We start from the raw sequence: 14,061 nt of genomic DNA on the forward strand, positions 1-14,061 counted from the left end.
AAGAAATTCTCAAAAGGAGTTGGATAACTAATATGTTATCCAACTCCTTTTTGATAGATGAGGACAATTAAATAAGATAAGAAAAGATAAGGAATAAAAGGAAGTCTTTTTGTTGGATTTTTGTGGTAGAGAAAAGTGAGGATACCAGTTAGACTAGAAAGTTGGATAACCCAAAGTAAGTCTTGTAGCTTTAGGACAAAGGCTAGACTGGCTAGAAAAAAGAAATCACCTGACCCCATTTTAAGATCTTTTATCTCGGCTATTATTCCAAGTAAAGCTAGGCTCATCACGAGAGGATTAATGGGATTGAGATAAAAGAGGAATAAAGTGGGAATAAGCCAGTTTAAAAGTGGAAAAGAAAGCCATTTTTTATCATGTAAGGATAGGTTTATCCCCATAAAAATCAGAATGATATGGCTAATACTGTTAAAATCAATTATCTTCATACTTATCTTATTCGATAAATATAATCAAATTATTTGCTTTTTAATAATAACCATTCTAAAATAGAGATATAAAGTTGAGGAGGAAAAATCATGTCAGATACAATTGTAGAAAAAATTTATGCTTCGATCGTGCATCAGGTTCAGAAAAAAGAATCCACTATAACTTCAAATGAAAAGACAAAAGCTGTTTTAAATCAAGCAGTAGCAGACTTATCAAAAGCTGCCTCTATCGTTCATCAGGTTCACTGGTATATGCGCGGAGCAGGATTTTTCCATCTTCATCCCAAAATGGATGAATTGATGGATGGGCTAAATGCTCACCTAGATGAGTTAAGTGAACGTTTGATTACGATTGGTGGTGCGCCTTATTCAACACTGAAAGAGTTTGATGAACATTCAAAACTTGATGAAATTCCAGGATCATTTGATAAATCTATAGACGAGCATTTGGCACGTCTTGTAGAGGTTTATCAGTATCTTTCAAGTCTATACCAAGTTGGTTTAGATGTTTCAGATGAAGAAGGTGATGATCCTACTAATGGTCTTTTCTCTGATGCACAAGCTGACGCAGAAAAAACCATCTGGATGCTTCAAGCAGAGCGTGGTCAAGCACCAGGGATTCGTTAACAAGAGATGAAGCTGGCGATGCCCAGCTTTTTTCTTTTGTCTAGTAAAAAGCAGACATATTTTTAAAAATTTTGCCAACAAAGCAAACGATTGCATAATTCTGTTGAAAGGACAACAAAATTTTGTTAAAATGAATGTAATATGAAAACACTATATGATGTTCAGCAGTTGCTGAAGCGTTTTGGCATTTTTGTTTATCTAGGAAAACGACTATATGATATCGAGATGATGAAGTTAGAACTTTCTCGTCTCTATGATAATGGCTTGTTAGATAAGCAAGATTACTTAACTGCAGAGCTAATACTGCGTCGTGAACACCGCTTAGAAAAGGAAAAAGAATATGGCAAAGAAACTTCTAGGAATTGATTTAGGTGGAACAACTGTAAAATTTGGTATCTTGACTTTAGAGGGTGAAGTTCAGGAAAAGTGGGCGATTGACACTAATATTTTAGAGGATGGGCAACACATTGTTCCAGAAATTATTGAAGCAATCAAACACCGTTTAGACTTATATGGCTTAACTTCCGAGGACTTTGCGGGTATCGGTATGGGATCGCCAGGATCAGTAGATATTGTTAATAAAACCGTAACTGGTGCTTATAATCTTAATTGGGCAGAGACACAGGCTGTTGGGCAAGCTATTGAGAGTACTTTAGGGATTCCTTTTGCCATTGATAATGATGCTAATGTAGCCGCTCTTGGTGAGCGTTGGGTTGGTGCAGGTGAAAATAATCCCGATGTGGTTTTTGTCACTCTTGGAACAGGAGTTGGCGGAGGGATTATCGCTGATGGCAATCTGATTCACGGTGTCGGTGGTGCTGGTGGAGAAATCGGGCATATCATTGTTGAGCCTGAGACTGGCTTTGCTTGTACTTGCGGCAATCTAGGGTGCTTGGAAACAGTAGCTTCTGCCACAGGTGTGGTACGTGTTGCGCGTCATCTGGCAGAAAGCTATGAGGGAGATTCTAGTATTAAAGTTGCTATTGATAATGGTGATAGTGTGACGAGTAAGGATATTTTTGTGGCAGCAGCGAACGGAGATAAATTTGCTAACTCTGTTGTTGAAAAAGTTTCTTTCTATCTCGGACTAGCTACAGCTAATATTTCAAATATCTTGAATCCTGATTCTGTGGTTATCGGGGGAGGCGTTTCAGCTGCTGGAGAGTTTCTTCGTAGCCGTGTCGAAACTTATTTTAACAAGTACGCATTTCCACAAGTTCGTAAAACAACAAAAATTAAGATGGCACAACTTGGAAACGACGCCGGTATTATTGGTGCAGCAAGCTTAGCACGTCAGTTTGCAAAATAGGTAGTACCGTATGGATATTATTAGTTATTTAATCATTGCTTTTGCTATAGGATTTCTGATTTGGACAATTTGGAATTATTTCCGAGTGAGAAAGGCTGCGCAATTTGTTGAAAATACGGAATTCAAGAACCTTTTAAGACAAGGTCAGTTAATTGATTTAAGAAGCCCAGCCGAGTTTGGTCGAAAACATATTTTGGGTGCTAGAAATTTTGCTTTAGCTCAATTTAAAGAAAGTTTATCGGCATTGAGAAAAGATAAACCAGTCCTTTTATATGATAGTCGTCGTGGACAAGCTGTTGCTCGTGCTGTTTTAATCTTAAAAAAAGCAGGCTATCAAGATATCTATGTTTTAAGAGATGGTTTTGAGTACTGGGATGGCAAAGTGAAATAAAAAGTTACTGGACAGGTTTCCAGTAACTTTTTTGTTGGAAAAGACTGCTAGAAAATGAAAGGACAAGATTCATTATTTGATAAAATAGCATTCTAAAAACGTTTACAGCCTCATATGGCATGATTTTTTTAATAAATTATGCTATAATCCTCTAGTTGAAATAAATTATTACTATTATTATTACAGAGGAAAATATGACAAAATTTAGAGAAGATATTCGTAACGTTGCCATTATTGCCCACGTTGACCACGGAAAAACAACCTTAGTTGATGAGTTGTTAAAGCAATCACAAACGCTTGATGAGCGTACTAATCTTGATGAGCGCGCAATGGACTCTAATGATCTTGAAAAAGAGCGCGGAATTACCATTCTTGCTAAAAATACAGCCGTTGCTTACAATGGAACGCGTATTAACATTATGGACACTCCAGGACACGCGGACTTCGGTGGTGAAGTTGAGCGTATCATGAAAATGGTTGATGGGGTTGTTTTGGTAGTTGATGCCTACGAAGGTACAATGCCACAGACTCGTTTTGTATTGAAAAAAGCACTCGAGCAAAACTTGACACCGATCGTTGTGGTTAACAAGATTGATAAACCATCTGCCCGTCCAGAAGAGGTTGTGGATGAGGTTCTTGAGCTTTTCATTGAACTTGGTGCAGATGATGATCAGCTAGAGTTCCCAGTAGTTTATGCTTCAGCGATTAACGGAACATCATCACTTTCGGATGACCCAGCAGATCAAGAGGCTACTATGGCACCGATCTTTGACACGATTATTGAGCATATTCCAGCTCCAGTGGATAACTCAGATGAGCCCTTACAATTCCAAGTTTCTCTTCTTGACTACAATGATTTCGTAGGTCGTATTGGTATCGGTCGCGTCTTTCGTGGGACGGTTAAGGTTGGTGACCAAGTTACCTTGTCTAAGTTAGACGGTACAACGAAAAACTTCCGCGTTACCAAACTCTTTGGATTCTTCGGTCTTGAGCGTAAGGAAATCCAAGAAGCAAAAGCCGGTGATTTGATTGCTGTTTCTGGTATGGAAGATATCTTCGTTGGTGAGACAGTAACTCCGACAGATGCAGTTGAGCCACTTCCAGTCCTTCGTATCGATGAGCCAACTCTTCAAATGACTTTCTTGGTTAACAACTCACCGTTTGCTGGTCGTGAAGGGAAATGGGTAACCTCTCGTAAGGTTGAAGAGCGTCTTTTAGCAGAGTTACAAACAGACGTATCACTTCGTGTTGACCCAACTGATTCACCAGATAAGTGGACCGTTTCAGGTCGTGGGGAACTGCACTTGTCTATCTTAATTGAAACGATGCGTCGTGAAGGATATGAACTTCAAGTATCACGTCCAGAAGTGATCATCAAGGAAATTGATGGTGTGAAAATGGAGCCATTCGAGCGCGTTCAAATTGATACACCAGAAGAATATCAAGGTGCGGTGATTCAATCTCTTTCTGAGCGTAAAGGGGACATGCTTGATATGCAAGCAACAGGAAATGGTCAAACACGTTTGGTTTTCTTGGTTCCAGCGCGTGGTTTGATTGGCTACTCAACAGAGTTCTTATCAATGACTCGTGGTTATGGGATTATGAACCATACTTTTGATCAATACCTTCCAGTTGTAGCTGGGGAAATCGGTGGACGTCATCGTGGTGCATTGGTTTCTATTGATGCTGGTAAAGCAACAACATACTCTATTATGCGTATTGAAGAGCGTGGAACAATCTTTGTTAACCCAGGGACAGAAGTCTATGAAGGGATGATCATTGGTGAAAACTCACGTGATAATGATTTGACAGTTAACATCACCACTGCTAAGCAAATGACTAACGTTCGTTCAGCAACAAAAGATCAAACATCTGTCATTAAAACACCTCGTATTTTGACTCTAGAAGAGTCTCTTGAGTTCTTAAACGATGATGAATACATGGAAGTGACACCAGAATCTATTCGTTTACGTAAACAAATTCTAAATAAAGCAGCTCGTGATAAGGCAGCTAAAAAGAAAAAATCAGCAGAATAAGCTGATGAGGGGGCAAAAATGTCTTATTTAATTCTTGCCTTGTTGATTGTGGTTTATTATGTCTTTGCTGCTCCAAAGACTGTTAAATCAACCATGAATGTTATCGCCTTTGTTGGACTATGTGCGTCTTTATTGGTTTTGGGAGGTTTGAGTCTTGTCAAGCTAGTCCAGTCTCCACCAGAGATCTTTATTGGCTTTGCCATGACTATTTTAGCTTATTTTGTCATTTTAGATATTTCAAAATTGCCGAAACGAGATAAATCTAACAGAAGGTAAACGTGTCACTACCAACAAGTTTCTTGATTCTATTTTAGAGAGTATTGGTCTTCTTGGGATGACAAAATGAAAAGCTAGGCTATAGATGCCTAGCTTTTTTGTATGGCAGGTGAGATAGTAGCAATCCTTTCAAAATCTTGAAAAACTTATCAATTAAGGGTAAAATATTAGGGAACATATATTGTAAGAATTGAGAAGGATATGAAACAGATTACTGATTTTGAAAATAAGAAGGTGTTGGTTTTAGGATTAGCACGTTCTGGTGAAGCTGCAGCAAGACTTTTGGCGAAACTAGGAGCTATTGTCACTGTTAATGATGGAAAACCATTTGAAGATAATCCTTCAGCTCAATCTCTTCTTGAAGAGGGGATTAAGGTTATTTGTGGTAGTCATCCTCTAGAATTGTTAGATGAGGATTTTGCTTATTTAATAAAAAATCCTGGAATACCCTATACCAATCCTATGGTAGAAAAAGCTATCTCTAAAGGTATTCCTGTTATCACAGAGGTAGAGCTTGCCGCACGTATTTCGGAGGCGAAGATTATTGGTATTACTGGCTCAAACGGTAAAACTACTACGACAACCATGATTGCGGATGTTCTAAATCAAGCTGGTCAGTCAGCACTTTTATCGGGTAATATTGGTTTTCCAGCTTCTGAGGTAGCAAGTCACGCGACAGCTCAAGATACTTTAGTGATGGAGTTGTCTAGCTTTCAGTTGATGGGTGTGACAACCTTTAAGCCACATATTGCTGTCATTACAAATTTGATGCCAACTCATTTAGACTATCATGGTAGCTTTGATGATTATGTTGCTGCTAAATGGCATATACAAGACAAGATGACTGCTGATGATATTATTGTACTGAACTTTAATCAGGACTTGGCTAAAGATTTAGCACAAAAAACAAGAGCTCAAGTTCTTCCGTTTTCAACACAGGAAAAGGTAGATGGTGCTTATCTTTTAGATGGTCAACTTTATTTTAAAGATGAGTGTGTGATGTCAGCATCGGAGCTAGGAGTTCCAGGCAGTCATAATATTGAGAATGCCTTGGCTACTATTGCTGTTGCTAAATTATCAGGTGTTGAAAACACTGTTATTAAAGAAACACTGAGTCAATTTGGTGGAGTCAAGCATCGTTTACAGAAGGTGGGTAGTCTTCAAGGCGTGACCTTCTATAATGATAGTAAATCTACCAATATTTTAGCTACTCAAAAAGCGCTCTCAGGTTTTGACAATGCTAAGGTTGTTTTGATAGCAGGGGGTCTGGACCGTGGCAATGAATTTGATGATTTAGTGCCTGATATTACTGGATTAAAGAAAATGATTATTTTGGGCGAGTCTGCTCCACGTGTGATTCGTGCAGCTCAAAAAGCAGAAGTACCGTATCTAGAAGCTACAGATATAGAAGAGGCTACCCGTCTTGCTTTTCAGTCAGCTAGCGAGGGTGATATTGTCTTATTAAGTCCTGCTAATGCAAGTTGGGATATGTATCCTAATTTCGAGGTTCGTGGAGAGGTCTTTTTGGATACCTTTTCACGTCTAAATAAAGGAGAGTAAGATGACTAAAAAAATCGTTTTCACGGGTGGTGGAACAGTAGGGCATGTTACTTTGAATTTGATATTGATTCCAAAATTTATCAAAGATGGCTGGGAAGTTCATTATATAGGTGATAAAAAAGGTGTTGAATACAAAGAAATTCAAAAATTAGGCTTTAACATCACCTTTCATGGAATTGCAACAGGAAAATTACGTCGCTACTTTAGTTGGCAAAACATGCTTGATGTGTTTAAAGTTGGTTTTGGTATTCTGCAAGCTATGGTTATTCTAGCAAAAATTCGTCCACAAGCCCTTTTTTCAAAAGGAGGCTTTGTATCTGTACCTCCCGTTATTGCCGCTAAAACATTAGGAATTCCTGTCTTTATACATGAGTCAGATTTATCAATGGGATTAGCCAATAAGATTGCTTATCGTTTTGCGACAACCATGTACACGACTTTTGAGCAAGGCGAGCAACAAGTCAAGTCAAAACATGTCGGTGCGATTACTAAAGTAGGAACAAATGTTGATGTCAAGACGCCAGCATTAGATGAAATCATCGCTCACTTTGATTCAGACCGTCAGACGCTCTTATTTATTGGTGGCTCTGGAGGAGCACGGGTTTTTAATGAGCTGATTACGAATACTCCAGATTTAACAAAAGACTACAATGTTATTAATATCTCCGGAGATTCTAGTCTTAATACGCTTTCTAAAAACTTATATCGTGTGGACTATGTTACGGATTTATATCAACCCTTGATGAATCTAGCAGACATTGTTGTGACTCGTGGTGGCTCCAACACAATTTTTGAATTGGTTGCTATGAAAAAGTTACATCTTATTGTTCCTTTGGGGAAAGAAGCTAGTCGAGGCGATCAACTAGAAAATGCAGATTATTTTGAAAAAAGAGGTTATGCTCTGACATTATATGAACAGGACTTTGATTACCCCCATTTAAAAACTTCCTTAGATAAGATTTGGGAGAGTCGGTCGGATTTTTATCAAGCAATGGAAAAAACACAAGATTTAAAATCACAAGAAGACTTCTACCAACTTCTCTTAGAGGATATCAACGAGAAGCTTAAGAGAAAGTAGAGGATTATGTCAAAATCAGAAGATAAAGAACAAGTAGAGGTGGGGACTCAAGCAGAGTTAACCGAGTGGCAACAACGCAATCTAGAGTTTATTGAAAAAAAAGAGCGTGAAAAAAAAGAACGTGAAGAACAAAGAAAAGAAGAATTGGCTAAGCGCTTAGCAAGAGAGCAAGAAGAGATTGAGGCAGCGCTGACACCGTCAGAAAAAAGAGCGATACTGAAACGTGAAAAAAGAAAGAAGAAACAAGATCAAAAACGAATAAAATCACAACAAAAAGCACAAAAAAAGGCAAGACGTATGCCTGCCTCACAACGTTTTGGTGTGATAACTGTTATAACTCTTTCAAGCTTAATCTTACTTTGGTCAATTTTTTTGATTACACCATTTGCCACACAAAAGGTTATAGAGGTTACAGGGCAACAACAAGCTGATTCAAATGATCTACTTAAAGCGACAGAGATTAAAACAAGTGATTATATTTTTTCGACCATTCTAAATAGTAAGCAAATAGAGGAAAATGTAAAGAAAAATTCTGTTTGGGTGAAAGATGCTCTTTTAACTTATCAACCGTTTAATCATTTTCTTTTAACGGTTGAGGAATATCCAGTAGTTGCTTATCAGGTCAAAGATGGCAACTATCAAGCTATCTTAAGCAGTGGGGACCTTTCTGAACAATTGGCTAGTGATCAGATTGATTCTACTTTGGCTCTGGTTGATGGTTTAAGTCAATCACAAGTAAGTACTTTAGCGAAGCAATTAAATCAATTATCAAAAGAACAGCTTCAACAAATTCAATCAATTAGCTTAACGCCAACAAAGGCTACCTCTGATTTATTAACTATTCTTTTAAGGGATGGTAACACGCTCAAAGTTCCTTTATCCGATTTAGCCCAAAAGATACCCTATTACCAAAAAATTCAAAACAGCTTAGTGGCACCTATTATTGTAGATATGGAGGTTGGTATTTTTACAATTTCTGAAGAAAATAATGATACTACTGCCACAACAGCTGAAAGCACAACGGCGTCATCTTCAGCTCAAGAGTCTGTGGTAACTGAGGCAACTCAATAATAATCAGAAGAAATTCAAGTAGAATAAAAATTAATTTTATATGACAAAGAAGGTAAAATGATATCATTTTACCTTTTTTTGTGATATAATATTTTCTGAATAATTCTGCAAAAAGCAGTATTGTTTATCAGTAAATGAAGTATTAGAAATCAATAGTAAGAAGAGATAGAGAGGTCGAGTGAATGGCTAGAAATGGCTTTTTTACAGGATTAGATATTGGTACAAGCTCGATTAAAGTTCTTGTTGCAGAGTATATTGCTGGAGAAATGAATGTCATCGGTGTGAGTAACATCAAGAGTTCAGGTGTGAAAGATGGCATCATTGTAGATATTGAGGCTGCTGCTGCAACGATCAGAACCGCGATTGAACAAGCAGAAGAAAAATCAGGAATGACCATTGAAAGAGTCAATGTAGGGCTACCTGCCAATCTGTTGCAGATTGAACCGACTCAGGGAATGGTTCCTATCATTAGTGATACCAAAGAAATTAAAGACGAGGATGTTGAGAGCGTTATCCAATCTGCCTTAACAAAGAGTATTGTTCCAGATAGAGAAGTTATCTCTATTATTCCAAAAGAATTTGTCGTTGATACTTTTGCAGGCATACGTGATCCAAGAGGAATGATGGGAACGCGTTTAGAAATGCGTGCATTGATTTATACAGGACCAAGCACTATCATCCACAACTTACGCCGTACAGTAGAGCGAGCTGGCATCAAAGCAGAGCATATTATCATTACCCCTCTTTCTCTGACACGTTCTATTTTAAATGAAGGTGAGCGTGAGTTTGGAGGCATCGTTATTGATTTAGGCGGTGGACAGACAACAGTTGCAGCTATGCGTGCTCAAGAGTTAGAATATACTAATGTCTATATTGAAGGTGGAGACTATATTACTAAAGACATCTCTAAAGTACTGAAAACTTCCCTTCAGACAGCAGAATCTTTGAAATTTAATTTTGGAGAAGCTAATGTCGAGCAAGCTAGCGATACTGAAACAGTCCAAGTTGAGGTTGTAGGTGCACGTGAGCCGGTTGAAATAACAGAACGGTATCTAGCTGAGATTATCTCTGCTCGCCTTAAACACATCTTAGATCAGGTTCGACAAGATTTAGAGCGTGGACGCTTATTAGATTTACCAGGTGGTGTTATTTTAGTTGGTGGGGGTGCTATTCTTCCAGGTATTGTTGAGTTAGCTGAGCAAGTTTTAGGAACTCAAGTGAAGCTATATGTTCCAAACCAAGTTGGAATTCGTAATCCTATTTTTGCCAATGTGATTGGTATGGTGGAATATGTAGGTACTTTAACAGAGGTTGATGAAATTTCGCAAAGAGCAATTTACGGTGATGCGATGTTACGTCAACAACCTATTGATATTTACCGTTCTGCTCCAACTCAACCAGTGAAACAACCTACTCAACAATCTTATCCAGTAGGAGATTATGAGCGTTATCAAACGCCAAAGGCTCCAGTTGAGACGGGATATCAAGTTCCACCAGCAGAACCAACAACACGCCTTCAACAACAAAAGGTAGACTCAACGGAACCAAAAACGAAATTTTCAGATCGTGTACGTGGAATTTTTGGAAGTATGTTTGATTAGAGAGGATAAAAAATGGCATTTTCATTCGATGCGGCATCAGTACAAGGTGCAGTTATTAAAGTTATCGGTGTAGGAGGTGGCGGAGGAAACGCTATCAACCGCATGATTGAAGAAGGTGTAGCAGGCGTAGAATTTATTGCAGCTAACACAGATATTCAAGCCTTAAGTAGTTCAAAAGCAGAAACAGTCATTCAGTTAGGTCCTAAATTAACCCGTGGTTTAGGTGCTGGAGGTCAACCTGAAGTTGGTCGTAAAGCAGCTGAGGAAAGTGAAGAGGCATTGACTGAAGCATTAACTGGTGCAGATATGGTCTTCATCACAGCAGGCATGGGGGGCGGATCAGGTACAGGAGCTGCTCCAGTAATTGCTCGTATTGCTAAAAGTCTAGGGGCCTTAACAGTTGCTGTTGTGACACGACCATTTGGTTTTGAAGGGAATAAACGTGGTAACTTTGCAGTTGAAGGGATTTCTGAGCTGCGTGAACAAGTTGATACTTTATTGATTATTTCAAATAATAATCTCCTTGAAATTGTTGATAAAAAGACACCACTTCTTGAGGCTTTGAGTGAAGCTGATAACGTTCTTAGACAAGGTGTTCAAGGGATTACCGACTTGATTACTAGTCCAGGGCTGATTAACCTTGACTTTGCTGATGTGAAAACTGTTATGGCAAGTAAAGGTAATGCACTTATGGGAATCGGGATTGGTTCAGGTGAGGAGCGTGTGGTAGAAGCTGCGCGTAAGGCAATTTATTCTCCATTACTTGAAACAACTATTGATGGTGCCGAAGATGTTATCGTTAACGTGACAGGTGGTCTTGATATGACATTGATTGAGGCAGAAGAAGCTTCAGAAATTGTTAGTCAGGCAGCTGGACATGGTGTTAACATTTGGTTAGGAACTTCGATTGATGACAGTATGAAAGATGAAATCCGTGTTACTGTTGTGGCAACTGGAGTTGGCCAAGAAAAAGCAGCTGGCGCAGTAGGTGTTCGTCCTGTACGTCAAACACAATCAGAGTCTTCTGATTCTCAGCCTCAAACAGGTTTTAATCGTCGTCCAAATTATGATTTTGACCTGTCAAGTGGTGTAGAAGTGCCAACACAAGGTTCAGCTTATCAAGATTTTAATAATCAATCACAGCCATCATCATTTGGTAATTGGGATTTAAGACGTGATAACATCAAACGCCCAACTGAGGGAGAGTTAGATAGTCAGCTAAAAGTTTCAACGTTCTCAAGCAAGCCAGAAGTAGATGATGAATTAGAAACACCGCCTTTCTTTAAAAATCGTTAATAATGGATCTAAATCAAAATAAAAAAAATATAGAAAATGCTGTTGCAGCTGCGTGTTTGGAGGCGAAACGCTCTCCAGAATCTGTAAAGGTTATTGCAGTGACAAAATATGTTGATATTGCTGCCACGCGTCAAGTTTTATCTACAGGTATTCGACATATTGGTGAAAATCGTGCCGATAAATTTCTAGAGAAATATCAAGTTCTAAATGATGATGACGTGGTATGGCATTTTATCGGGACTCTCCAACGCAGAAAAGTTAAAGATGTTATCAATTTGGTAGATTATTTTCATGCTCTAGATTCCGTCAAGCTGGCAAGAGAAATTGATAAGCGTGCCGAACATACAATAAAGTGTTTCTTGCAAGTCAATGTATCTGGTGAAGAAAGTAAGCATGGCTTTTCTACGACAGAGGTTACTTCTGTTTTGGAAGAATTACAAGAGTTAAAACATATTGAGCTGGTTGGTTTGATGACCATGGCCCCATTTGATGCGGACGATAAGCAATTACAAGAGATTTTTTCAAAGACAGAATCTTTACGTTGCCGATTGGCTTCACTCAAATTTCCTAATATGCCTTTGACAGAATTGAGTATGGGGATGACACGAGATTACCCTATTGCTATTAAAAATGGTGCAACTTTTGTTAGAGTAGGGACAGCATTTTTTGAATAATGGAGAGATCATGATATTTAAAAATGGACTAAATAGAATTGTTTCTTACTTTGAAACAGACGAAGAAAATGAATTAGAGGAATCATCTGATACCGCTTTACCAGATTCTCTAAGAGTGAAAGAGGAGCCTTCTATACCTGAAGTTAGACAAGAGTTGCCTCCAAAGAGGGAGCAACCAGTCAAGACGGAAAATCAGAGGCAAAGACCAGCAGAGAGACCTCAAACTGTTGCGGCAACTGCTCGTCAACTCCCCTCTCATGAACAACCAAGTTCTTATCGAACAAGAGAATCGCAACCCTCTAGCTATCCTAACCAAGGATCTGATAACTATTTGACACAAAAAGAAATGATTACGATTGCAATAAAATATCCTAAAAAATATGAAGATGCTACGGAGATTGTAGATTTACTAGCCTCTCAAGAGTGCGTTTTAATTGATTTTCAATATATGTTAGATGCACAAGCCAGACGATGCTTAGACTTTATTGATGGAGCTAGTCATGTTTTAGGGGGGACTTTACAAAAAGTTGGTTCATCAATGTATTTGTTAACCCCAAATAATGTTGTTGTTGAGGCTGAAGATATTACCTTATCTTCAAATGCTCAAGACTATAATTTTGATTATGATATGAAGCGTCGATAAAATATGTTTGGATATTTAATATATGTATTATTACGTTTGCTAGATGTTTATTCCTTTTTACTGGTTGCTTATGCTTTACTCTCTTGGTTTCCAGGTGCATCTTCTTCTGGAGTTGGAAGATGGCTAGAAAACATGGTTTCTCCCGTTATAGCACCTCTTAGGAGATTAAATTTGCAGTTTGCTGGTTTGGATTTTACAATTTTAGTAGCACTATTTTTGTTGAATTTTCTAGGACGACTCTTGATTATGGTGTTGGTATAGATAGAATGGAACACTCACTAACCCAACATTTTAGTAAAGATGAGCTAGCTTTCGTTGAAAAAGTAGAAAATGATATTCGTTTTGTTGAAACGCACTACAGTTTGTTATTGACATCTTTTATCAATCCTAGGCAGGTCGAAATTTATCAAGCACTTGCTAACAGATCAGGATTAAAATGTTTTTCATCAAATCAATATATGACACGAGAATATGCTCGTGTCATTGTTGCACCTGACTACTATATTTTAGAGGAAAAAGATTTTGAAATCTCTCTGTTGGAGATTAAATATGCAAATAAATTCAATCAATTAGAACATCGTCAAATTCTAGGAGCATTATTACATCAGATGGGCGTGAAACGAACAGTTTTTGGTGATATTTTAGTCGAAGATGGCAGGGCACAAGTGTTTGTAGATCAAAGATTGTCTAGCCATTTTATCTCTGAAATGACTAAGATTTCTAAAGTATCTGTTCAGTTAAATGAAGTTGATTACGGTAAGTCTATTGTATCTCATGAAGAAAGAGATACTAAAGATCTGATTTTGTCTAGTTTAAGACTTGACAAAGTCTTAGCAAGCATATTAAAATTATCACGTAGTCAGGCCTTAAAATTGATTACAACTGAAAAAGTGAAACTAAATTATCGTGTTATGACCAAACCTTCTGTCATGTTGAGCATTGGTGATTTGATTAGCGTCAGAGGTTTTGGACGATTTTATTTAACGTCTGATTTAGGATTGACAAAAAGCGGTAAACATAAAATTAGAATAGAAAAAACCTAAAATAATAAGG

The 14,061-nt window shown here is 38.0% G+C and carries 16 protein-coding genes; 15 read left to right on the top strand and 1 reads right to left on the bottom strand.

Annotation, left to right across the window (positions count from 1 at the left end; translation table 11 throughout):
• Positions 1 to 35: 35 nt before the first annotated feature.
• Positions 36 to 446 (bottom strand): prepilin peptidase, encoded by a 411-nt coding sequence (locus ACEE75_RS03130; protein WP_447575522.1) that lies wholly within the window; start codon positions 444 to 446, stop codon positions 36 to 38.
• A 90-nt stretch (positions 447 to 536) separates the two neighbouring features.
• Here ACEE75_RS03130 and ACEE75_RS03135 point away from each other — a divergent pair, with 90 nt between their 5' ends.
• From ACEE75_RS03135 to ACEE75_RS03205, 15 genes are all read left to right on the top strand, one after another.
• Positions 537 to 1,073, top strand: coding sequence for a Dps family protein (locus tag ACEE75_RS03135; protein ID WP_354368107.1), 537 nt, complete (start codon positions 537 to 539; stop codon positions 1,071 to 1,073).
• 141 nt (positions 1,074 to 1,214) lie between these two features.
• Positions 1,215 to 1,439: a YqgQ family protein gene (locus ACEE75_RS03140; RefSeq protein WP_354368105.1), complete on the top strand. Its 225-nt coding sequence runs from the start codon at positions 1,215 to 1,217 to the stop codon at positions 1,437 to 1,439.
• Positions 1,414 to 2,382: an ROK family glucokinase gene (locus ACEE75_RS03145; RefSeq protein ID WP_427894769.1), complete on the top strand. Its 969-nt coding sequence runs from the start codon at positions 1,414 to 1,416 to the stop codon at positions 2,380 to 2,382. Before ACEE75_RS03140 ends, ACEE75_RS03145 begins: the two co-directional genes overlap by 26 nt.
• A 10-nt stretch (positions 2,383 to 2,392) precedes the next feature.
• The gene (locus tag ACEE75_RS03150; protein WP_354368101.1) at positions 2,393 to 2,773 is read left to right on the top strand and encodes a rhodanese-like domain-containing protein; all 381 of its coding nucleotides are present in this window, start codon (positions 2,393 to 2,395) and stop codon (positions 2,771 to 2,773) included.
• Positions 2,774 to 2,967: 194 nt separating this feature from the next.
• Positions 2,968 to 4,809 (top strand): translational GTPase TypA, encoded by a 1,842-nt coding sequence (gene typA, locus ACEE75_RS03155; protein ID WP_354368099.1) that lies wholly within the window; start codon positions 2,968 to 2,970, stop codon positions 4,807 to 4,809.
• A gap of 18 nt (positions 4,810 to 4,827) precedes the next feature.
• On the top strand, positions 4,828 to 5,085 hold the full coding sequence (locus ACEE75_RS03160) for a DUF3165 family protein (protein ID WP_354368097.1): 258 nt from the start codon (positions 4,828 to 4,830) through the stop codon (positions 5,083 to 5,085).
• A gap of 201 nt (positions 5,086 to 5,286) precedes the next feature.
• A complete protein-coding gene (gene murD / locus ACEE75_RS03165) occupies positions 5,287 to 6,645 on the top strand; it encodes a UDP-N-acetylmuramoyl-L-alanine--D-glutamate ligase (protein WP_447575521.1) in 1,359 nt (452 codons plus the stop codon).
• Between the two features lies 1 nt (position 6,646).
• Positions 6,647 to 7,723: a UDP-N-acetylglucosamine--N-acetylmuramyl-(pentapeptide) pyrophosphoryl-undecaprenol N-acetylglucosamine transferase gene (locus ACEE75_RS03170; protein ID WP_447575520.1), complete on the top strand. Its 1,077-nt coding sequence runs from the start codon at positions 6,647 to 6,649 to the stop codon at positions 7,721 to 7,723.
• 6 nt (positions 7,724 to 7,729) lie between these two features.
• Positions 7,730 to 8,794 (top strand): cell division protein FtsQ/DivIB, encoded by a 1,065-nt coding sequence (locus ACEE75_RS03175; RefSeq protein WP_447575519.1) that lies wholly within the window; start codon positions 7,730 to 7,732, stop codon positions 8,792 to 8,794.
• Between the two features lie 182 nt (positions 8,795 to 8,976).
• On the top strand, positions 8,977 to 10,395 hold the full coding sequence (gene ftsA, locus ACEE75_RS03180) for a cell division protein FtsA (RefSeq protein WP_447575518.1): 1,419 nt from the start codon (positions 8,977 to 8,979) through the stop codon (positions 10,393 to 10,395).
• A gap of 12 nt (positions 10,396 to 10,407) precedes the next feature.
• Positions 10,408 to 11,691: a cell division protein FtsZ gene (gene ftsZ / locus ACEE75_RS03185; protein WP_354369844.1), complete on the top strand. Its 1,284-nt coding sequence runs from the start codon at positions 10,408 to 10,410 to the stop codon at positions 11,689 to 11,691.
• A gap of 2 nt (positions 11,692 to 11,693) precedes the next feature.
• Positions 11,694 to 12,365, top strand: coding sequence for a YggS family pyridoxal phosphate-dependent enzyme (locus tag ACEE75_RS03190; protein ID WP_447575517.1), 672 nt, complete (start codon positions 11,694 to 11,696; stop codon positions 12,363 to 12,365).
• Positions 12,366 to 12,375: 10 nt separating this feature from the next.
• The gene (locus ACEE75_RS03195; protein ID WP_447575516.1) at positions 12,376 to 13,008 is read left to right on the top strand and encodes a cell division protein SepF; all 633 of its coding nucleotides are present in this window, start codon (positions 12,376 to 12,378) and stop codon (positions 13,006 to 13,008) included.
• A gap of 3 nt (positions 13,009 to 13,011) precedes the next feature.
• Positions 13,012 to 13,269 (top strand): YggT family protein, encoded by a 258-nt coding sequence (locus ACEE75_RS03200; RefSeq protein WP_447575515.1) that lies wholly within the window; start codon positions 13,012 to 13,014, stop codon positions 13,267 to 13,269.
• A gap of 5 nt (positions 13,270 to 13,274) precedes the next feature.
• Positions 13,275 to 14,051 (top strand): YlmH family RNA-binding protein, encoded by a 777-nt coding sequence (locus ACEE75_RS03205; RefSeq protein ID WP_447575514.1) that lies wholly within the window; start codon positions 13,275 to 13,277, stop codon positions 14,049 to 14,051.
• The last annotated feature ends 10 nt before the right edge of the window (positions 14,052 to 14,061 follow it).

The sequence above is a fragment of the Streptococcus sp. 11273D007BT genome (genome assembly GCF_053547195.1).